This is a genomic window from Shewanella sp. A32, assembly GCF_029167175.1.
GTDB lineage: Bacteria > Pseudomonadota > Gammaproteobacteria > Enterobacterales > Shewanellaceae > Shewanella > Shewanella yunxiaonensis.
The window spans coordinates 30,974-51,461 of record NZ_JARFTS010000024.1 but is presented as its reverse complement, the minus strand read 5'-3'; the positions used below and the strand labels follow the sequence as shown (position 1 = coordinate 51,461).

Below are 20,488 nucleotides of genomic sequence, written 5' to 3'. Positions count from 1 at the left end.
TGACCAAAATTTACACCTTGGTCACTTTAATAAATCAGGATTAAATCAAGCTGAATCAGTAATTAACGGGTACCGTATACCACAATAGTTTTACCGTGTGCCTGGATCAAATTCTGCTCTTCTAACATTTTCAGAATACGACCCACAGTTTCACGGGAACAGCCAACAATCTGACCGATTTCCTGACGAGTAATCTTGATCTGCATACCATCTGGGTGGGTCATCGCATCTGGCTGCTTGGCAAGATGCAACAATGTCTGGGCAATACGGCCCGCCACGTCCAAAAATGCTAAATTCCCCACTTTCTGGCTGGTATTCTGCAGACGATGGGCCATCTGCGCTGCAAGTTTCATCAGGATTTCTGGATTAACCTGAATCAACTGCTTAAATTTCTTATAGGAAATCTCAGCAATCTCACATGCCTGTTTCGCACGAACCCAAGCAGTACGTTCTGCCTGCTCTTCGAACAAACCCAGCTCTCCGATAAAGTCGCCCTGGTTCAGATAAGACAAGATCATCTCTTTGCCTTCGTCGTCTTTAATCAAAACTGCGACGGAACCCTTCACGATGTAATAGAGGGTATCAGAACCTTCACCGGCGTGGATCAACGTGCTCTTGGCTGGATATTTATGAATGTGACAGTGGGATAAAAACCATTCCAATGTTGGATCCGGTTTTGGCTTACCAATCAGAGCCATGCCTTTGTTCCTCAATTGTTTAGTGTAAAGTTAGAGTATGCTAAATAAGGATCTTGAGTCAATTGACCCAAAAAATCCTTCGATCACTACTTGGCGCTGAATCCGTTTGCGCTGCAAAAATTAATAACTGCTTAATAATTACAACATTCTGATACTTTAGTGATATAAGTCAATAAATACCTGTGTTTACTCTTTCTCCGTATCCCAGTCTTGCAGTGCAAATCACAACTTCCTGAAGGATTTGACCGAACGCTAATATATCGATGATATCCGGTTTATCTTTTCATCAGTAATTACTGCTTATTGCTCGACTTTGCGGGGCAATTCTGGCTAACTTTGAGCTTAGTTTTATCTATGCAGGATACGGTCGTGAGATATCCACGCGTTTTAATCACCCTATTTTCCGGATTGGCGATGCTAGTGCCGGCTGATACTTGGGCATTTGCGGTTCCGCAACCACAGCAGGAACTTATTGCCAGTAAAGTGGCTTATGTGCAACTCAGTGCCGAGGAAGGGTCCGCTGAAGCACAGTACCTTTTAGGTCTGATGTATGTCTCCGGGCGTTTTGTTAACGCCGATAAAGTTCTCGGGGTCTCATGGCTGAAAAAATCTGCGGATAACGGCAGTGCCAATGCGCAGAAGACACTAGCCGATATGGCATTTGAAGGTAAATTGATCAAACGCGATCTGTCACTGGCAGAACATTGGTATTTGAAACTTGCAGACAAGGATCGCTGGGCACAATTTCGTCTGGGATTTATCTATGCTGCGGGGGGGGATGGTGTCAGTCGTCACTGCGGTAAAGCGGTAAAATATTTCACTGCAGCCGGTGATAATGTCTCGATGGGTAATGCCGCCTGGATTTTAGCTACCTGTCCGGAAAAGCAATTTCGTGATGGTGAAAAGGCCGTGCAGTTGGCGACTGATCTGCTGAAAACGAATGAACAGGATCCCACTAATTTGGATAACCTTGCCGCAGCCTATGCGGAATTGGGGAATTTTAATGAAGCGGTCAAGGCACAGCGGCAAGCTATTGCAGCGTTACAGGCAGATAAAGGGAAGATCCGCGATAAAGAGGATGAGTTTAAATCCCGGCTGCGGGACTACTTGCAGCACAAACCGTATCGTGAAATTTTGCCATTAGATTAAACGCAAAAAAAAAGCCCACAATGGGCAAAGTATGAGAGAGAAAAAAGAGTCATCCACACAATTGGATCGGGTTGCCGACATATCCAGATAGAAACAAACAGATTGTAGAGGGGAATCAATTCCCATCTGAGTGTCGGCGATCAGAACTTCAGCTGAAATCCCGATGGCCGCTAATATAGCGACAGGGGCTTAAAGCAAACTTAATCAAATCGCGAAGATAGCGGTTATTCCAGCTCTTGTTCCAAGGTGGCGATGCGGCGGTCCATCAGTTCCTTGATCAATGGTGTCAGGATCAGTTCCATCGCTAATGACATCTTGCCACCCGGTACGACCAGTGTATTGACCCGTGACATAAATGAACCCTGGATCATTCTGAGGTAGTAGGGAAAATCCACCTTATCCATGCCGCGAAAGCGGATCACCACAAAGCTTTCATCCAGGCTGGGAATATCTTTGGCACTAAAGGGGTTGGAGGTATCTACCGTCGGCACGCGCTGGAAGTTGATGTGGGTGCGCGAAAACTGTGGCGTCATATGGTTAATATAGTCTTCCATCGACCGCACAATGGAGTTCATCACTTTTTCTTTGGTGTGGCCGCGCTCACTGGTGTCGCGGATAATCTTCTGAATCCATTCCAGGTTGACAATCGGTACCATGCCGATCAGCAGATCGACATGTTGTGCCACATTATTTTCCGGCGTTACCACCGCGCCATGCAACCCTTCGTAATAAAGCATGTCAGTGTTATCAGGTAGCGGCTGCCATTGAGTAAAGGTCCCCGGCATCTGATTGTACGGTACTGCTTCATCAAAGGTATGCAGGTAGGAACGGGTTTCTCCCTGGCCGGTGGCGGAGTAATCAGAGAAACATTTTTCCAGGCGGTCAAAGTCGTTGGCTTCCGGACCGAAGTAGCTGATATTGCGATTTTCCGCTTTGGCTTTGCGGATCATCACTTCCATTTCGGCACGCGTGTAGTGGTGAAAGCTATCGCCCTCTACCATGGCGGCATTGATCCCCAACTGCCGGAAGATATGACTAAAAGCGGTGGTCGTGGTGGTGGTTCCTGCACCAGAGGAGCCGGTCACTGCGATAATGGGATGTTTTGCTGACATGATTGCTACCTGTGTCTGAAGCTGTCACTGCCTGAACGACTTCATTAAATGTTATGACAGTGTAACAGGCAGGCAGTTACTTATACGGCACTGAGCCGGTCTGGTCAATCTTCACTGAGAGGTGTCCGCTGAATAATCTGTTCCCTGGAACGGATAGCAACAGATTCATCATCCTCACTATATTCCACTATTAATTCGCCTTTTTTAAGCGCCTGACGACATTTTTCTGTGGCGGCTTGGATCGCCTTGTCGTTGAGCTCATTGAAACTCCCATCTTCCACTTGTGACAGCAGATATTCACGGATCAGATTATCCACAGTGCTGGTGGGCAGGCGTAACAAGGACTCATAGGGGATCAACATTATCCTTCTCCAACAGATATTGCAGTACTCGCCGTTCCAGAAAGAATTTAGGGCGCCAAGGCGTTCCACCTTCGATAAATCCCACATGACCACCGTGATGATACAGCTCGTATTGTACACACGCCGGTAAGCTGCTGGTATTAGGGATCACCGACTGACTCATAAACGGATCATCTGCCGCATGTATAAACAGCGTTGGCCGCCCGATTTTGTGTAGCAGGGGCAGGGCGCTGGCGCGTGCATAATACTCAGCAGCACCGCTAAAGCCATGCATCGGGCCGGTGAGTCGGTCATCGAATTGATAGAAAGTGTTGAGCTGCTTTATGGTCTTGGCATCCGGTAATGCGGGGACTGGGCTATGGGCGATTTTCGCCAACATCTTTTGCTGCAGCTGTTGCAACAGATAGCGCTGATAGACTCGGGAAAAACCCTGTTCCAGTTTGCGGGAACACCCCGCCAGTTCCAAAGGCGCAGACACGACTGCTGCCCGACTTAGCAGACTGTTGCTCCCCTGTTCTCCCTGATATTTGGCTAACACATTGCCACCGAGACTGTAACCTACTGCCAGCAGTGGTGATTGCGGATAACGGTGTCTGAGCAGGCGAAACGTATGGTCGATGTCGGCAGTATCACCACTGTGGTAACTGCGTGGCAACCGGTTGGGTTCGCCGGAACAGCCGCGATGATGATGCACCACCACCGCTAATCCTCGCTGGGCGCACTGCTGTACCATTCGCCGGGCGTAGTGCGAACTGGCGCTGCCTTCCAAACCATGAATTAACACCAGCACGGGGTGACCAACTTCGGGAGCGGCCCACCAGTCCAGATCGATAAAATCACCGTCATCCAGCTCTAGCCGTTCTCGCTGCAACGGCAGCTGCGGCACTTTTGTCAGCACCGGCAATATGGTTTGAATATGTGGATTCCGGCTCCACCACGGTGGCGAAAATAACGGTTGCATAGTGACTCGGCAGTTACGGCATCACCGCTAGTGTATCACAGCTGTCAGTGATGTGAGTGAGTGCGGGATAAGCACTAAGCTCAAGCTGAAACTGTGCTAAATAGTCTCGCCGATTAGTGGGGGTGTTGTTAGTTGGTTGCAGGGGAATGTGGCGTAATGTCAACGATATCAACTGCTGACTCTTGCGTTCCAGCAGTAGCTCAACGCGCAACATCTGTTGATACTCGTCTTGCTCAATGAAGTCTTTTGCCAACTTGCGCAGTTGCCGATAAGGCGAAAGCATCCGACTTTGCCACGCTAAAACCTGCTGCTGCAGTGGTTGCCAACAGTCAGATGGCAGCTGTAATTGTTGTTTGTCTAGCGCCAGCGCTAACAATAACAGGTTGATGATAATGCCGTGCTGATCCTGCAGTTGTATTGCGGTGGCTTCAATGGCCGGATAATACTGTTCACACGCCCGCCACCAAGATGGCGTCAAAATATCGGGTGTTGACATGATGCTCCTTGCTCCGCCTCAACATTCCCTGTGGCGGCTCACGCAGAGGTTGCCGCTAGTTCAATACTATCGATCTGTTCCTGTAACTCGAGCCAGCTCAATTCACTTTGTTCCAGTTGCTGGTTGAGGGTGGTGCGCTCGGCCAGGACCTCAGTCAGTCGGGCCTTATACTGTTCTGCATATAATTCAGTATCTGCCAGCAGGTTTTCCAGCTCCGCCAGACGTTCAGTCACCTTTTGCTGTTCATCTTCGAGCTTGCCTTGTTGCTTTTTCAGCGGCGACAGCTTTTGTCGTAACTCTGCTTCCTGGCGTTTCTGCTGCTTCTTATCCTGTTGCGGTTTGCCATCAGTTTGCGGCTGTGGTTTTGCCGCTTTCGCCGCATCCAGTAGCCATTGATGATAATCTTCCAGATCACCGGCAAAGTGCTCGACTTTACCGCTATCCACTAAATAATAATCATCACAGGTCAGGCGCAGTAGATGCCGGTCGTGAGAAACGATAACCATCGCACCTTCAAAATCCTGTAAAGCAACCGTCAGCGCGTGGCGCATCTCCAGATCCAGGTGGTTGGTGGGTTCGTCTAACAGCAACAGGTTAGGGCGTTGCCATACCAGTAACGCCAATACCAACCGTGCTTTCTCACCACCAGAGAATGGCCGCACCGGTGATAGTGCCATATCCCCCTGAAAACCGAAGCCGCCGAGAAAATCTCGCAGTTCCTGTTCGCGTTGCTCCGGTGCCAGCCGTTGCAGGTGTTGCAATGGGGTATCGTCCAGGCGCAGATATTCCACCTGATGCTGTGCAAAGTAACCGATATTGAGGCCGGGATTCGGTTGATATTTACCGCGTTGCGGTTCAAGTTGTCCGGCAAGCAGTTTAATGAAGGTCGATTTACCGGCACCATTGCGTCCCAGTAAACCGATTCGGGCACCTGGGACCAGATTGAGATGCACCGAATTGAGGATCGTGGTATCGCCATAGCCGACGGCCACGTTTTCCATCATCACCAACGGGTTGGGCAGTGCCGAAGGTGGGCGGAACTCCATCTGGAACGGATTATCCACTGCCGCTGGCAACAACTCGGTCATCTTTTCCAGTGCCTTGAGGCGGCTTTGTGCTTGCCGCGCCTTGCTGGCCTTGTAACGGAAACGGTCAACGTAAGACTGCATATGTGAGCGTTCGCGCTGCTGTTTTTCATAGGCGACTTGTTGCTGCGCCATGCGTTCGGCACGTATGGCTTCAAATGCGGTGTAGTTGCCACGGTAGAAATTCAGCTTCTGATTTTCAACATGGATGATCTCTTCCACGATCGCATCGACGAAATCACGGTCATGGCTGATCAGCACCAGTGTGCCCTGATAGCTCTTAAGCCAGCCTTCCAGCCAGAACATGGTGTCCAGATCCAGATGGTTGGTGGGTTCGTCCAACAGCAACAATTCTGAGCGGCACAGCAGTGCCTGCGCCAGGTTGAGGCGCATGCGCCAGCCACCGGAAAAACTCTTCACTGGCTGGCTTTGCTGTGATTCGCCAAACCCCAGTCCTGCCAGCAAACTGCCCGCACGGGCGCGAATGCTGTAGGCGCCAATTGCATCGAGCTTGCCGTGCAGGTCGGCGATAGCATTGCCATCATTGCGCTGTTCTGCCAGTTTTAACTGACTTTCCAAATCACGAAATTCGCGGTCACCATCCAGTACATATTCCAGGGCCGCCATGTCGAGCGCCGGAGTTTCTTGGGCAACGGTAGCGATGCGCCATTGGGCCGGTACGCTGATATCGCCTTTATCGAGGTGCAGTTTGCCCATGATCAGTGCCAATAATGAGGACTTGCCGGTGCCGTTGGCGCCGACCAACCCCACTTTGTGGCCGGGGTAAAGGGTGACGGAAGCATCATCCAGCAGTACCTTACTGCCGCGGATGAGTTGCGCGTGGGATATGGTGATCATGGGTTAACGCAATAGTGATAAAAGTGAAAACGCCGATCATAGCCCACAAGCTGCGACTTCCGCTATAGCACTGATGCGCCAATCTTACGTTGACACCACAGAATGTGGCAAAATAGCCATTATGTTATCTGTAGTTGAATAGAAAATGAGCAAATCCAGAAAACGTTTTGTTGCCGGCGCCCGCTGCCCTAAATGTCAGGCGCTTGATAGCATCGTCCTCTATAAGGATAACGGCGTGGAAACTGTCGAATGTATCGAATGCGGTTACCATGAACAGCAAACGGAAGCCAAAGTGGCCGATAAGGCACAAGGCCAGGTCATCGGTCTGTTTAAGCCAGAATAACCTCGGTCACGCGGCTACCGCCCTGGCGTTGCCAACATCAGGGCTTTCCTTTACTTTAGGGGCCTCACTGACGAGCTAAGATAAAGCGGCCAGAAGCTGCCTGCGTGAACGGTATTGCCTCGCGCCACCGTTCTCTCTGTATAACAAGGACAAATATGCCAAGCCTGATCCGAATTCTGTTGATCGATACCCACCTGCCGGGCGTAGTGGAACTGCGTCTCGATGGCCATACCAATATCTGCGGTACGAACGCCTCCGGTAAAACCACCTTGCAGCGGTTAGTGCCGGTGTTTTACGGCGAATATCCTAGTCGAGTGGTGCCGTCGACCCGCGACAGCTTCGAGCGCTGGTATCTGCCGCGCGAGTCAAGCTACATCATTTATGAATATCAGAAAGCCGATGGTTTGTTATATCAGGCTGTGCTGGCTTCGGCTGGTGATGGTAAAGGGGTTAACTACCGCTTTATCGGCAAAGGTTTTGAATTAGCGGATTACATCAAGTCACAGAATGGTGACACCATTATCTGCCACACCATGGCGGAACTCGGCCGCGAGATGAAACGCCTTGCTGTCGAATGCACCAATCTGCTCAACACCCGTGAATATCGCGCCATTATCCAGAATGATCGCAGCTTGCTGAATACCGGCAGCAACCGCAGTGAACTGCGTAATTATGCACGGCAGTTTTCGCTGTGCGAGGCCGACCATTCATTGCGTCACATAGAAAAACTGGCCAAGGCGGTGCACTCGAAAGAGGGCAAGATGGAAACCGTCAAGTCAATGATTGCGGCCATTCTGGAAGAAGACGGGGTGAATCCACCAACCTCCAGCATTAATCCGCAACGGGTTGAAGCCTGGATCCGTGAAAGCCAGCTGATTGCCGGTTTTGAAAAAATCCGCCCAGAATTCGACAAGCTGGACCAGGAGTTCAATGAACTGCAGGCTGCGGAATTGCGCTTAGCTAGCCTGTCACAGGGTTATCGTCACGACGAAGTGCTGGAAAGTCAGCGGCAAGAGCAGCAACACACCTTATCGCAGGAGTGTAATTTCCGCCTGAAAACCTTAGATGACCAGTGGAAAGAGCAGCGCGATGAGATCAACCAGGAGTTGTCGGCCGCCAAAGGCGATGCCAACAAGCTGGAAGATGAACTCGACAGTATTGAAAACCAGCAAAATGCCTACTTGGATGCCGACATCGAACAGGCCAAGGCGCATCTGGAACAACTGCCGTTATGGCGTGCCGATCTGGAAAGCCTGAGCGAACGTCACAAACTGCTGACCGAAAAACATCAGGATGTTGAAGCTGCTTATAACGCCCGGCGCAGCAAAATTGGTGAGCAGCTCAACCGCGAGCTGGAAAAACTGCATCAGCAACAGGATGAACAGCGGGAACAGCTAGATAAGCAAAAACAACTTGCCAGTGACGACACCACTAAACTCGACAATGAATGGCGCGAACGCATTGATGCGGGCAAAGCCAAGTTTCAGGAACAGCAATACCAACTGAAGTTAGCGGCAGCTGAGCAGCAACTGTTGGTGAATAACGTCAGCTATACCGAAGCGGAAAAGCTGGCGCTGGCGGTGTTTGATGAACGTATTGAACGCGCCGATACCGAACAGGAAGCGGCTAACGTTAAGGTCGAACGCCTCAGTAGTGAAGAGCGTAAACTCAAAGCACAGCGCGAGCAGGCGACAGAAGCGTTGCGACTGGCCTCACTGCGGGTCAATGAGCGCCAAGGTGAACTGGATGAGATCAGGCAAATGCTGTTTCCACAGTCACATACCTTGCTGGAGTTCCTGCGGCGTGAGTTGCCCGGTTGGGAGCAACATCTGGGCAAAGTAGTGAATCCGGAACTGCTGCATCGCAGCGATCTGCACCCCGGCTATCTGGGCGAAAGCGACAACTTTTATGGGTTAACGCTGGATTTGCCAGCACTGGATATTCCGGCTTATGCCGCCAGTGAGCCGGAACTGCGGGCGCGACTGGCGCAAGCCGAAGATGCGCTGCAACATGCCGAGGCACTGAAGCAAGCCGCAGAAGAGCAATTAGTCGCCGCCAACAGTGCGCTGGATAGTCTCGGTCGTGAGCTGACCATGGCGCGCACTAGCTACAAGAATTTGCGGGAAGATTTGCGGCGTTTGATGGAGGAGCGGCGTAATGCCCAAACCGCCATCAATCAGGCGCTGGCAGCGCGTAAAGCCGAAGCCGGTAAACGGCTGACGCAGCTCGACTATGAGATGAAACAACTGCACAACCAGCACCTTGAGTGGGTTGATGAACAAAAATCGCTGGCGCTGGAAGCGCGCATGGAAAATCAGGTGTACTGGCAGGATGTCACCGGTGCGATTGAGCAGCAGTTACAGACGATCCGCGACAGTATTTTACAGCGCCGTGAACGGGCCAAACAGGAACAGCAAGCGTGCGACAGTTGGTATCGCAATGAACTGAAATCCCGCGGCATCAATGAAGATGAAATCGTGGCGCTAAAACGGCAGATGCGCGAGCTGGACGGTCAGATTGCCAGTGCTGAACAGCGCCGTAGCGAGGTGTTGCGCTACGAAGACTGGTATCAACATACCTGGTTACAACGCAAGCCTAAGCTGGTGAGCGAACTGGCGAAAGTCAAACAGGCCGTATCAACGCTAGATCAGCAGCTGAAAAGCCGCGCCAGCGAAGTGAAACAACAACGACAGCAGTTGGAAACTAGTCTACGTCAGTCCAATGCCGCACAGGTGGAAGCCTCGGAAAATCTCAGTAAATTGCGTGGCCTGCTGCGCAAGCTGAGTGAACTGAAGCTGCCCAAAAATAATGAAGAAACGCCTGGCAGCATCAGCGAGCGTCTGCGTCAGGGCGAAGAGTTATTACTGAAACGCGATTATCTGTTGGGTTCGGTAAAGCAGTATGTGGATCATTTCGATCAAGTGATTGCCGCCAAGTCCGGCTCTAGTCTGGCTGAAACCTGGGAACGGGCCCGTGAAGATTCCAGCTATGTTACTGACAAAGGGATCCGGCTGTTGGATTACCACAAGCTGGTGCCCGCACTGGAGCAACTGCTGAACGTGATGGTGCCGCAATCGGTCACCGCCTTACGGGAACAGGGGCGTATTTTCGGTGTGGATCTCACCGCATTTTACGATGTGCTGGCCGATATCGACCGCCGTATTGCCTCGCAGAGTGCGCGTATTACCCGTGAAGTGGGTGAGGAGCTGTTCCTGGAAGGGGTTTCCGATTCCGCAGTGAAGATCCGCTCCCGTATCAGCGAGCTGGAATTCTGGCCGGAACTGGAAACCTTCGTCAAAGCGTTCCGTGCCTGGAAAGCCGATGGTTTCAGCAAGTTACCCGATGAACACTACACCGACAGTATGCGCCGGGCGCTGGATATCATCGGCCGCTCCGCACTGACCGGTGGCATTGCCAAGTTGCTGGAGATTGAATTGCGCCTGAAAGAAGGTAACTCCGACCTGATTATTCGCACCGATCGCCAGCTCAACGAATCTTCCAGTCACGGCATGGCATATCTAATTCTGTGTAAATTCCTGCTGGCGTTTACCCGTTTGTTGCGTGGTAAGGCGGATGTCACTATCCACTGGCCGATTGATGAACTGGGCACTTTGCATCACAGCAACGTGAAGAAGATTTTCGATGCCTGTGAAAACAACAATATCTGTGTGCTGGGCGCATTCCCGAATCCGGAATCGGAAGTGCTCAACCTGTTCGTTAACCGTTACATCATTAATAAGCAGACCAAGCGCTTACAGCTGGTGAAACCGAAGCTGGACCCGATTGCCCAAAAACTCAGTGAACGTCTGGCGAAGGAGGCGGTGTAAATGAGCGAAATCATAGCCAATGGTGAACTGATTGAGCGCCTGCTGCGGGGCGAATTTATCTGCCGTACCAGCTTTGAAGACGGCTGGCGTGCCTTAAAAAATCCGGCCACCCGTGACCGAGTAGAAGCCTATCTGAATCAGATTAACCGCACCGTGGCTCAGGCCGCTGACGGCGAGGTGTTCTTTTGTGGCTACGTTAATCTTGGCGACAATGAACGCAAAATTATTTCGGCGCAGTTTCGTGAGATCTGCCAGTCGTTGATCCCCTTAGTGGAATGGCTGGTGCTGGTGCAGGAAGCCAGCGGCCAGGATGCGCCACTGACAGAAGGTGCCCCGGTGCGGTTAACTGAGTTACAGACCCGGATTGAAGATACGCCGGCGTTTCGTGAACAACTGGCTAAACTCAGCCAATATCGTTTATTTGGTTCCAGCTCCAACAGTGTTGACGGGCAGATTAAACTGGTATTCAAACGGCTGGTGGAACTGGGCTATCTGTTGCGACCGAACCCGGAAAAGCAGATTTATCTCGCCACCGGCAAACTGGATTACTTGTATGAAGTGATCCGTTTTATTGATGAAACTGAGAGCCTGAGCCTGGAGGCGCAGGCAGAAACCGCCAGTCAGAGGGACCTGCTATGAGCAGCAATCTGCATCAGGCTGGCGTCAAGTTACTGCGCTTGCTCGGTCGCCATGCCGAACTGGTGATGGACACCTATCTGGGTGGCAGCATCGACGAAGAGAAGTTGGAACCGGCAGCCGTTAAAAAGCTCACAGAAAGTGGCATCTTATGGCGCCCTGAGCCTGGCGAACAGCTGCGCTTGTCGCGTAACGTGCGCGCATTGCTGGAAGATGGGCTGAAAGATGAACGTAACCGCCAAATCAACGCTAACGTTGGCTCGGCACTGGCGACGATTAAAACGCTGGCGAGTCACTATCGTGAGGCGCGTGCCAGTGTCGATTACAGCGCTGCCGAAGCCTATCTGGCAGATTTGTCTGAACAGGTATACAGCTTTACCGAAAGTCTGCGTTACTCCATCCGGGTGCTATGGGGTCGCATCAATAACGAATTTGGCTATGTCGGCTCGATCAGCGCCAAAATCCGTGAGAACGAACTGGCCCAGAGCCAGGTGACCGAGTTGCTGAACGGGCTGGAGATGTTTGAGTTCCGTGAACTAGGCGAACTGGCGGGGGATATCCGTGAACTGCGGCGTTTGCTGGTCACCAGCTTACAGGAAACCCTCAGCTCCTGTGCCCAGGAACTCAGTGTGGTGCAAGGGCGGTTGCTGGAGTTATTGGGACGTTTTCGCAAAATTCAGGGGCGTACCCGTCTGCTCAAGGGCTGGTTGCTATATACCGATCTGCATCCGGATTATGAAGTGGCCGACCATGTGGCCCACAAGCAGATCTCACCGCTGTTTAATCAGGCACAGTCGTTGTTGGCACCGGCGGCGGTGGATGTGCATAACGCGCAACATGAACCGCAGCTGCTGGAGTTGGTAGCCACCATCAAAGCGATCAGCCGCGACGCTTTGCCGCAACATTCAGTGCAAGAAGCACAGCCAGTGGCTGTGGTTGCCGCTGAAGCCTTTGATATTCCTGATAATCCACTGAAACAGGCCGTTGACGAATATTTCTGTGCCGTGATCGATTCCGGTCGTAACCAATCGGCATTGCAATATTTGCAGTCGCATCAATTACCCTGGGATGCTGAAAGCTGGCTGTTCCAGGTGATTGGCGGTTTTGAAGGCCTGAGTGACGAGCATAAGCAGTTTTTTGACCTAGAACCCCTGGGCGAAGCTCATCCAGTTTATTCCGGTAATTTTATTATCCGGGACGTAGAAGTGGGATTGCGCTGACAGTCGTTCAGCACTGACAAGGTTAAAATGTCGTGGTAATCAGCTCGGCTGAGCTGAACACCACTGACGATCGCGATTATTAACCAAGCGCTAATATTTCGCTCTTGATGTGACAAATTAGCGGTGTATCGTATGCACCCTAAATGCTGTTTTATGAATCACCCAATGTTAGAAGGCTCTAGTTTGCTTGGTTGCGACGTAATGAAGGCGCAGTGCTCTGCGGTCGCACAGCTTGGCGGTAGCTTCTTGATGTGATGTATAAAGGAACTCAATAATGCAAAGACGAGATTTTTTAAAGAATGCTGCCCTGTTATCAGCTGCAGGTATTGTCAGTCCGCTGCTGGCAACCTCAGTAGAGGCTAAACCCGCGATTACTGCAACTGAAGGCCGTCGCCGTTTTACCGTGACTCAGAATTATGATGTGAAAGCCCCGCAAGGTTCTGCAGGTGTCGTGAAACTGTGGATCCCATTACCTGCGGATATGACCTTCCAGCATGTGTGCAGTCTCCAATTTGAAGGCAACTATCAAGACGCCTACATCACTACGGGTAACGCTTATGGCGCTAAAACGCTGTTTGCCACTTGGCCCAATGCCAACGGTCAGTTGACACTGAAACTGGAATTTGTGATTGAAACTCAGGACTGGGAACCCCGTAAAAATGGTGAGCTGGACAATTATCGCGTACCGGAAGTGATCCAGTATCCGGCAGAGGTAAAACCTTTCCTGTTGCCAACCCCCCACATTCCGGTAGATGGTCTGGTGAAACAAACCGCAGATAACATTGTGGCGAACGAAACCAATCCATTGCACAAAGCCCATAAGATTTATCAGTGGGTCACCGATCACATGTTCCGTAATCCGGATGTCATCGGTTGTGGTACTGGTGATGTGGCAACGATTCTTAAATCTGGCGATCTGGGTGGCAAATGTACCGATATCAGTTCGGTGTTTGTTGCCTTGGCGCGCGCTGCGGGAATTCCAGCGAAAGAAGTGTTTGGTATCCGTGTCGGCCAGGCAATTAAAATGGGTAAATATTCCCATAAAGCCTTTGGTAGCGCTGATGAACATGGTGTGGCTAACATCAGTGGTGGTCAGCATTGCCGGGCGATGTTCTATCTGGCGGGCTTTGGCTGGTTGCCTGCCGATCCTGGTGATGTCACTAAGATGCGCTTGGTCGAGAAAAAGGATAAACAGGACCCAGCCTCACAGGCCGTCAATGACTATCTGTTTGGTAACTGGGAAATGAACTGGATCGCCTTTAACTATGGGCGCGATTTTGATCTGTATCCAGTGGCAGAGCAGACACCGCTTAACGATTTCGCTTATCCCTATGCTGAAGTCGATGGCGATCCGGTGAATTTCTACGATCCGAAAGTATTTGCTTATGATTACAAGTCAACAGAGCAGCGCTGAGACGCAAACTAGCGCACGCGGTTTCGTTGCAACTATAGTGACTGCGGTAGTTGCCGCAGTCGCTTCGAGTCTTTGCTGTATTGGCCCGTTACTCTATTTGGTGTTTGGTGTTTCTGCTGCCAGTCTGTCAGGTGCAGAACAGCTGACCTGGCTGCATTATCCAATGCTGTTATTGTCTACGGCACTGATTGCAATGGGGTTCTGGCGTTTGTATTTTTCGCGCCGACCTTTGTGTACCGGCACATTTAGCCGTACCAAAATGTTGATCCTGTATTGGATTGCCGTGCCTCTGGTACTGGCCTTTCAGCTGTATCCCTATGTATTGCCTTGGATTCTGGAGAGGTTTGAATGAAACGCTTGATGCTGATGTTCCTGTTGCTTGCCAGCCCTGCGGTTTGGGCGGCGAACGAAACAGTTGTCATTGACGTAGAAGCCATGACCTGTCCGTTGTGCGTAACCGTGGTCAATAAAGTGCTGCGGCAAACTGACGGCGTGATTAAAGCCAAGTCATCACTGAAAACCCACCAGGCGGTAGTGATTGTGCCTGAAGGGTTTGATACCAATAAATTACTGCAGGCGATTGATAAGACTGGCTATAAAGGTGTTATCAATAAAGTTGAAAAGCCGTCTTAGCCAGTAACAGTTTTAACGAGGCGATGCGAAGGCATCGCCTTTTTTATGGGATACTTTCGGTGATGTGACTAGGCGTGTTTCAGTAGCTGGGCGCACAATTTCACAAAATCGGACGAGGTGATAATCCCCAGTACTTTGCGGTTGCTGTCGATCACCGGCAAACAGCCCAGTTTGTTATTCACGAAGTAATCGACCACTTCCGTTAGCGGGGTGGTACTGGTCAATGGGGTAAAGTCCGTTTCCATCAGCTCTGCCAAGGGGGTATAGCGTTCGCGCCGTTCCAAAGCCCCGGAACCATAACGATTAAGTAAGCCGATGACGGTGGCCACCATCTTTTTGTGAGTCAGTAACCCCACTAAGGTGCCATCAACTTCTGAAATCACCGGCAAGTGGCGTACACCACGGCTTTGCATTAACTGGTGAGCATCTTTAATAGAGGCTCCATCACTGATACACACCACATTGGCGGTCATTATGTCCTGTACTTTCATGGCGGTTTCCTTATCACTGAGACTGAGCAAAGTCGGGTGTCGCTGGTGCTCTAATCATATGACAGAGACACAGCTAAATGAATAATAAGCGCTTTTATAAATAAATTTCCGATAATACATCGGCTGAACTTATTCGTTGGGCCAGTGGCTGACTGGACAAATAGGTCTGACAGCATAAGATTCACTGAGAGACTTTTTTCCGGCTGTTGCACTATGTCTGATGATTTTACTATCGCGACCCTCAATCTTTACAATTTTGCTGCGCCACCGCTGGCTTATCACCAATTTGACAATATTTACAGCCAGTCACAGTGGCACCTGAAATGCAATTGGACTCGCCGCTGGCTGCGTGCTGCTCGCCCTCAGTTGCTGGGAATGCAGGAAGTTTTCAGTCCAACGGCGTTGCAGTCACTGTGTGCCGAGTGTGATTTACCCTATTTTGTGACCATTGCTGAACCACAAGTCACCGATTACGTAGCCCATCAAAGTGTGGTGGCACTGGCAAGTGCTTTCCCGCTGACGGAAGTGAGTCAGGTAGATATCGATCGGCAGTTGATTGCTGCACTGGGAATCACCGACGAATTTGTCCCTAGCCGCAGTTTTCTGCGAGCTACCACTCTGCTTCCTGGCATTGGTACAACTGATATTTACGTAGTGCATTTTAAATCGCCTCGGGCATTGTTGACGGCGCAAGACAGCCATCTCGAAGGGGTACCAGCATTGCTGGCGGGAAGTGCGCTGGGGCGCTGGGCATCCATTGTCAAACGCGGGACTGAGGCAGCGCTGCTGTATCAGGCCATGTTGCAGCGGCGCAGAGACAGTGGTCATGCCATGGTGCTGATGGGGGATTTTAATGCCACCATCGATAGTAGCGAAATGCGTGCCTTGATGACCGATAGCAGTCGATTGTTTGCCACCGATTTACGCGCCGCGGGGTTGTCTGGGTTGGACGAGTTACAATTGCAACAACGTATTGGTCGTTATCGTTTATACGACGCTTGGGCGCTATGGCAGCAATACCAGCAGTTGACGCAAGCGCGACCGGTGAGCCATTTCCATGGTGCCAGTGGCAGTGCAGTGGATCATCTTCTGCTAAGTCAGGAGTTCAACGGGGCTAGCCAACATAGCTTGGGACAGGTCTCCGAATACCGGGTGTATGACGATCATTTAATCCGGCCTGATTATCAGCAGGATGTTATGGCGAGCGATCACACTCCAGTGGCTGCCACCATCAGCTTGCGTCAACCTTAATCACTGTCAGCCTCTGCCGGAATTTGCCGAATTAAGGTATGATGCGCGCCATCTGGCGGCCGCATTGATATAACCCTTATCAATAGCCGTGCCGCATTGTATTCACAGCCAAAGGGCAACGCATAGTGGACAGGATCAAACTTAAACCGGGACGCGAGAAATCGCTTGATCGCCATCATCCCTGGATTTTCTCCAGTGGTATTCACAACATCAAAGGCAAGCCGCTGATGGGGGCTACCGTTGACGTGGTGGCGCATGATGGCCGTTGGCTCGGCCGCGGTGCCTGGTCGCCGGAATCACAGATCCAGGTGCGTATCTGGAGCTTTGATCGGGATGAAGAGATCGACCGTGCGTTTTTCCTACGGCGGATCCAGCGTGCACAGCTGGGCCGTGATGCATTGATCGCTAGCCATGGACTGACCGGCTATCGCTTGATTGCGGCGGAATCCGATGGCTTGCCAGGTATTACCATAGATCGTTATGCCAATGTTTTGGTGTGTCAGCTGTTATCTGCTGGTGCTGATTACTGGCGTGAGACCCTGGTCTCTGTGCTGGCGGAACTCTATCCTGACTGCGCTATCTATGAGCGCTCTGATGTGGATTCCCGTAAAAAAGAGGGATTAGCGCCCACCAATGGATTACTGCATGGCACCTTGCCAATGATGCCCGTCATTATCGAAGAGAATGGTGTCAAGATTGCGGTCGATGTCATTACCGGCCATAAAACCGGATTTTATCTGGACCAACGGGATAACCGTGCAGTGGCAGCGCGTTATGTCAAAGGTAAGTCGGTGCTCAACTGTTTCTGCTATACCGGCACCTTCGGGGTTTATGCTGCTAAAGGTGGTGCTGCTACGATCGAAAACGTCGATGTCTCGGCTCTGGCACTGGAAACGGCAAAAGCCAATATGGCGCTCAATGAGCTTGGTGACAGCCAGGTAACGTATACCGAAGCTGATGTGTTCAAGCTGTTGCGACAATACCGGGATGAAGGTCGGAAGTTTGATGTGATCGTGCTGGATCCGCCCAAATTTGCTGACAATAAAGCACAACTGCCTGGCGCCTGCCGTGGCTACAAAGATATTAATATGTTGGCAATGCAGCTGCTGGTCCCCGGTGGTACTTTGCTGACATTCTCTTGCTCAGGTCTGATGCCTGCCGATCTCTTCCAAAAAATTGTGGCAGACGCCGCGCTAGACGCTAAACGTGAGGCCCAGTTTATTGAACGTCTGAGTCAGGCGGGCGACCACCCGATTGCCGCTGCGTTCCCGGAAGGTTTTTATCTGAAAGGGCTGGTAGCCACTGTGTGGTAAGTGCCAATCGTGATGATCAAAAATAAAGGGTGAGATTTCACCCTTTAACACCACAGTTAAGCAAAACTGTGGTGTCTACATGAAAATTAATGAAATACAGACCGAGTTTCGTTGATGTTGTGCTACACCAGCGTGTCAGAATTGCCTGAATATGTCAGGTGCTTTGTGAAGCAGTTTCCCATCCAGATAGGCATCGACAATGCCATCTTTGTAAACGTCATAAATCATCGGTAGGTGATGTGGTTGCCATTGGCTGGATCGCCAAAGCATTCCAGAACTAGACTGCGGTGCGAAAGCAATGCTTTCTTGTGCGATAGCCAGTTCAGCCAAATGCGGTAAATCATCCCCTAACGCCATCACCGCTCTTGCCGCCAACATGTGCAGCGTGTCACCTCTGACGAGCGGCGCTAAACATTGATGGATAATGTTTCCGGCATCAAGTTGTTCCGACAATTGGTGTACTGTCATGCCTGTCATTTGCGGTTCTAACAGATAACTTGGCCAAAAATGTGTGATTGCGCCTTTGTACCACGGAGACAAACCTCCATGACAGTTCCATTTATGTTTTGGCGCCGCATTCAGTAATTGAGAACTGAGCTTATGACAACCGTAAGATATCAGTAAAGCGGTGGCATGTTTGCTAACGATATCAATCACTGCTTGACTGCTGAGTTCGCTCGCTTGGATCTTGAGTGTTGCCACTTCTGGCCACTTTGCCGTACCAAAAAACTGCGATTCAATCCGTTCTCGCTCACTAAAATGGAACTTGAATAAAGCGGTTAAATGCTCGTCCAGATTGGCCGGTGGTTGCGGAGTAAACTGTTCGCGCTCTTCGATTATCAAAAAAGACAGCTTGCCTGTCTTGGCCAGACAACGCGCAATGAAAGCGTGACGGGGATGGTTGCCGCAGATAAACACAATGCTCATAACGTTCTTCCTGAATTAAAACTAACCAATTGATGAGCCTCTAATTTCTCAATTACTTCTTGTAGTGCACTTAATGGTAAATTGAGTTTGTCGGCTATCTCTATCATGGTGGTCTTGCCATCTGAATCGCTCAGAATTGTGAGGATGGCGTTGAGTTCTTGGCGCCCATCTAACAGACTGTCACTCGAGGTTTTACGGTTGAGTGGCGAGTTCATATTGGGATACAGGCCTCTTTTCCCCAGCTGAGGTTCACCAAATGGCCTTAGGTTAAGTGCTTTCCCGGCAATTTCGATATCTAACAACAGCTTTTCCAGTTGATCGATGGAATCCACAACTGCCTCTATCGTCATAAACTGTTTATCATCCAGCGATGTATGGTAGCCCTGATAACTTCCATATGCGGTTCTGGCAACTTGGCCCATCGGCAGGTTAAAACCTGGTGCACAGTATTGGCGTTCGTCAGACCCACCTAATGGCGTGAAGGGGATCATCTCCCATGCGTCCCGCTCGGCGAGTCTTTTGATGTATTGATCAAACAGTGAATCAGCTCTTTTACTGGCTTTATACCTAAGCTTGGTTGCTGGTCCACCTAAACAGGTTAGGATTAATCCGGCTTCCAAATGTTGTTTGAGATGTTGGTAATGCTCCGACAGGAAACACAGTGAGCCAATCGTTTCTGGGTTTAATACAAAACGGTAACTAAATCTCCGTTTTGGCCACTTTAGCAATCTTCGGTACAGACCAAGTAACACGAGCGGCCCGCTGAGTTCATTGTTTGCTAAAGACGGGTGACACAAGTAGCTGGTTAATAAAATTTCCCGTTCACTGTCGCCTTTTAATAGCGTCTGCGCGAAAGGAACCCCGCCATCTTCTTTATAACAACTTTCGATTTTTACTCGATAGTGACCCGGCATAAGCGCTTGCCGTCGCTTATGTGACAAGCAAAATCCCCATGTCCGATTGTAATAGCTAGTGACATAGGGAATGGCATCAGGTAATGCGGGCAACGAATGTAAAAATGGCTGAAGTTCCTCTAAAGAGATTTCAGTATCAACGGGTTCTGAGTAGTTAACAACGTGCAGATTGTTTTTGTCAGTGTCACATACCAATTGACCATCGGGGCCCCATAACTTGGCGCTAGTAAAGTGCCATTCAGGTGGGGTTACCCAGTCGAAAACCGGTGTACCAGAGGGAATTTTCGTTACAGATAAAGGCATGAACTGGCCAAGATAAGCAAGTGACTTCTCCAGCCCCGGCCCGGTGATAGAACGACAAATGGGAAAAAGATCATCAAAAACCCTTTCTAAAAATACGCGTTCGTTTTCTGGATCTTGCATTCGACCACTCTTTGAAAAATGTAGAAACACTCATAGTGTGCGAGCATATCACAGGCACCGCTGCCATTTGCATGAGATAACGGCTAGATTTTAGGATTCATACAATTTAAATTCATGTGGTTATCTAGAAATTAATATCATTCTTGCTGCTGGGAAACTGAGCACTAACCTTGCTTACGCTGTCGTTGAGATATGACACTCATGTGGTTGTCGTGAGTACGAATCATCGCGCTAACGGGTTGCAATAATATTCGGTGACAGATTTCACATTGCTGCCGAGTGATGCATTATTGTTTGTCGGTATTTAACCTATGGGTGATGTGATTAAATATTGCGATGTTATTTGACATGTAGTGAAGTCGGCTCCAATTAACA

The 20,488-nt window shown here is 50.4% G+C and carries 19 protein-coding genes; 10 read left to right on the top strand and 9 right to left on the bottom strand.

Features of this window, described 5'->3' with window-relative positions; all coding sequences use genetic code 11:
- Window positions 1–62 precede the first annotated feature (62 nt).
- Window positions 63–698, bottom strand: coding sequence for a cAMP-activated global transcriptional regulator CRP (gene crp, locus PY479_RS14770; protein WP_133039871.1), 636 nt, complete (start codon window positions 696–698; stop codon window positions 63–65).
- Window positions 699–1,067: 369 nt separating this feature from the next.
- On the opposite strand from crp, the gene PY479_RS14765 reads away from it, so the two are divergent.
- Window positions 1,068–1,847 carry a tetratricopeptide repeat protein gene (locus PY479_RS14765; RefSeq protein WP_275484223.1) on the top strand — a complete coding sequence of 260 codons (780 nt, stop codon included), beginning with the start codon at window positions 1,068–1,070 and terminating at the stop codon, window positions 1,845–1,847.
- A 224-nt stretch (window positions 1,848–2,071) separates the two neighbouring features.
- On the opposite strand, the gene PY479_RS14760 is transcribed toward PY479_RS14765, so the two are convergent.
- From PY479_RS14760 to PY479_RS14740, 5 genes are all read right to left on the bottom strand, one after another.
- A complete protein-coding gene (locus PY479_RS14760; RefSeq protein ID WP_212594340.1) occupies window positions 2,072–2,959 on the bottom strand; it encodes a phosphoribulokinase in 888 nt (295 codons plus the stop codon).
- 104 nt (window positions 2,960–3,063) lie between these two features.
- The gene (locus tag PY479_RS14755) at window positions 3,064–3,321 is read right to left on the bottom strand and encodes a YheU family protein (protein WP_212594339.1); all 258 of its coding nucleotides are present in this window, start codon (window positions 3,319–3,321) and stop codon (window positions 3,064–3,066) included.
- Window positions 3,305–4,282: a hydrolase gene (locus PY479_RS14750; protein ID WP_212594338.1), complete on the bottom strand. Its 978-nt coding sequence runs from the start codon at window positions 4,280–4,282 to the stop codon at window positions 3,305–3,307. Before PY479_RS14750 ends, PY479_RS14755 begins: the two co-directional genes overlap by 17 nt.
- A 13-nt stretch (window positions 4,283–4,295) precedes the next feature.
- A complete protein-coding gene (locus tag PY479_RS14745; RefSeq protein ID WP_212594337.1) occupies window positions 4,296–4,778 on the bottom strand; it encodes a DUF2390 domain-containing protein in 483 nt (160 codons plus the stop codon).
- Between the two features lie 38 nt (window positions 4,779–4,816).
- Window positions 4,817–6,721: an ABC transporter ATP-binding protein gene (locus PY479_RS14740; protein WP_275484222.1), complete on the bottom strand. Its 1,905-nt coding sequence runs from the start codon at window positions 6,719–6,721 to the stop codon at window positions 4,817–4,819.
- Window positions 6,722–6,866: 145 nt separating this feature from the next.
- Between PY479_RS14740 and PY479_RS14735 the strand changes: the two genes are divergently transcribed.
- From PY479_RS14735 to PY479_RS14705, 7 genes are all read left to right on the top strand, one after another.
- Window positions 6,867–7,064, top strand: a complete 198-nt coding sequence (locus PY479_RS14735; RefSeq protein ID WP_212594335.1) for a YheV family putative zinc ribbon protein — start codon at window positions 6,867–6,869, stop codon at window positions 7,062–7,064.
- Window positions 7,065–7,219: 155 nt separating this feature from the next.
- Entirely contained in the window at window positions 7,220–10,891 is a 3,672-nt protein-coding gene (locus tag PY479_RS14730) for an ATP-binding protein (protein WP_275484221.1), read from the top strand.
- Complete coding sequence (locus tag PY479_RS14725; RefSeq protein ID WP_212594333.1) at window positions 10,892–11,530, top strand: hypothetical protein; 639 nt, start codon at window positions 10,892–10,894, stop codon at window positions 11,528–11,530.
- Complete coding sequence (locus PY479_RS14720; protein ID WP_212594332.1) at window positions 11,527–12,747, top strand: phosphoenolpyruvate carboxylase; 1,221 nt, start codon at window positions 11,527–11,529, stop codon at window positions 12,745–12,747. The genes PY479_RS14725 and PY479_RS14720 overlap by 4 nt, the downstream gene beginning before the upstream one ends.
- Before the next feature lie 274 nt (window positions 12,748–13,021).
- Entirely contained in the window at window positions 13,022–14,161 is a 1,140-nt protein-coding gene (locus PY479_RS14715) for a transglutaminase domain-containing protein (RefSeq protein WP_275484220.1), read from the top strand.
- Window positions 14,162–14,195: 34 nt separating this feature from the next.
- Window positions 14,196–14,513, top strand: coding sequence for a mercuric transporter MerT family protein (locus tag PY479_RS14710; RefSeq protein WP_343377254.1), 318 nt, complete (start codon window positions 14,196–14,198; stop codon window positions 14,511–14,513).
- Window positions 14,510–14,794, top strand: coding sequence for a heavy metal-associated domain-containing protein (locus PY479_RS14705; protein WP_275484218.1), 285 nt, complete (start codon window positions 14,510–14,512; stop codon window positions 14,792–14,794). The genes PY479_RS14710 and PY479_RS14705 overlap by 4 nt, the downstream gene beginning before the upstream one ends.
- Window positions 14,795–14,862: 68 nt before the next feature.
- Here the strand turns inward: PY479_RS14705 and PY479_RS14700 are convergent, their stop codons facing one another.
- Window positions 14,863–15,285, bottom strand: coding sequence for a CBS domain-containing protein (locus PY479_RS14700; RefSeq protein WP_275484217.1), 423 nt, complete (start codon window positions 15,283–15,285; stop codon window positions 14,863–14,865).
- A 213-nt stretch (window positions 15,286–15,498) separates the two neighbouring features.
- Here PY479_RS14700 and PY479_RS14695 point away from each other — a divergent pair, with 213 nt between their 5' ends.
- Together PY479_RS14695 and PY479_RS14690 are read left to right on the top strand one after the other, a co-directional pair.
- A complete protein-coding gene (locus PY479_RS14695; protein WP_275484216.1) occupies window positions 15,499–16,536 on the top strand; it encodes an endonuclease/exonuclease/phosphatase family protein in 1,038 nt (345 codons plus the stop codon).
- 122 nt (window positions 16,537–16,658) lie between these two features.
- On the top strand, window positions 16,659–17,849 hold the full coding sequence (locus PY479_RS14690) for a class I SAM-dependent methyltransferase (RefSeq protein ID WP_275484229.1): 1,191 nt from the start codon (window positions 16,659–16,661) through the stop codon (window positions 17,847–17,849).
- Between the two features lie 135 nt (window positions 17,850–17,984).
- On the opposite strand, the gene PY479_RS14685 is transcribed toward PY479_RS14690, so the two are convergent.
- Window positions 17,985–18,776, bottom strand: a complete 792-nt coding sequence (locus tag PY479_RS14685; RefSeq protein WP_275484215.1) for a formyltransferase family protein — start codon at window positions 18,774–18,776, stop codon at window positions 17,985–17,987.
- Window positions 18,773–20,113 carry a DUF4910 domain-containing protein gene (locus PY479_RS14680; RefSeq protein ID WP_275484214.1) on the bottom strand — a complete coding sequence of 447 codons (1,341 nt, stop codon included), beginning with the start codon at window positions 20,111–20,113 and terminating at the stop codon, window positions 18,773–18,775. The genes PY479_RS14685 and PY479_RS14680 overlap by 4 nt, the downstream gene beginning before the upstream one ends.
- Between the last annotated feature and the right edge of the window lie 375 nt (window positions 20,114–20,488).

Excerpts from the sequence above, each read along its gene's own strand:
- crp (WP_133039871.1), bottom strand. The coding sequence starts at position 698 with ATGGCTCTGATTGGTAAGCCAAAACCGGATCCAACATTGGAATGGTTT.
- PY479_RS14760 (WP_212594340.1), bottom strand. The coding sequence starts at position 2,959 with ATGTCAGCAAAACATCCCATTATCGCAGTGACCGGCTCCTCTGGTGCA.
- PY479_RS14755 (WP_212594339.1), bottom strand. The coding sequence starts at position 3,321 with ATGTTGATCCCCTATGAGTCCTTGTTACGCCTGCCCACCAGCACTGTG.
- PY479_RS14750 (WP_212594338.1), bottom strand. The coding sequence starts at position 4,282 with ATGCAACCGTTATTTTCGCCACCGTGGTGGAGCCGGAATCCACATATT.
- PY479_RS14745 (WP_212594337.1), bottom strand. The coding sequence starts at position 4,778 with ATGTCAACACCCGATATTTTGACGCCATCTTGGTGGCGGGCGTGTGAA.
- PY479_RS14740 (WP_275484222.1), bottom strand. The coding sequence starts at position 6,721 with ATGATCACCATATCCCACGCGCAACTCATCCGCGGCAGTAAGGTACTG.
- PY479_RS14735 (WP_212594335.1), top strand. The coding sequence starts at position 6,867 with ATGAGCAAATCCAGAAAACGTTTTGTTGCCGGCGCCCGCTGCCCTAAA.
- PY479_RS14730 (WP_275484221.1), top strand. The coding sequence starts at position 7,220 with ATGCCAAGCCTGATCCGAATTCTGTTGATCGATACCCACCTGCCGGGC.
- PY479_RS14725 (WP_212594333.1), top strand. The coding sequence starts at position 10,892 with ATGAGCGAAATCATAGCCAATGGTGAACTGATTGAGCGCCTGCTGCGG.
- PY479_RS14720 (WP_212594332.1), top strand. The coding sequence starts at position 11,527 with ATGAGCAGCAATCTGCATCAGGCTGGCGTCAAGTTACTGCGCTTGCTC.
- PY479_RS14715 (WP_275484220.1), top strand. The coding sequence starts at position 13,022 with ATGCAAAGACGAGATTTTTTAAAGAATGCTGCCCTGTTATCAGCTGCA.
- PY479_RS14705 (WP_275484218.1), top strand. The coding sequence starts at position 14,510 with ATGAAACGCTTGATGCTGATGTTCCTGTTGCTTGCCAGCCCTGCGGTT.
- PY479_RS14700 (WP_275484217.1), bottom strand. The coding sequence starts at position 15,285 with ATGAAAGTACAGGACATAATGACCGCCAATGTGGTGTGTATCAGTGAT.
- PY479_RS14695 (WP_275484216.1), top strand. The coding sequence starts at position 15,499 with ATGTCTGATGATTTTACTATCGCGACCCTCAATCTTTACAATTTTGCT.
- PY479_RS14685 (WP_275484215.1), bottom strand. The coding sequence starts at position 18,776 with ATGAGCATTGTGTTTATCTGCGGCAACCATCCCCGTCACGCTTTCATT.
- PY479_RS14680 (WP_275484214.1), bottom strand. The coding sequence starts at position 20,113 with ATGCAAGATCCAGAAAACGAACGCGTATTTTTAGAAAGGGTTTTTGAT.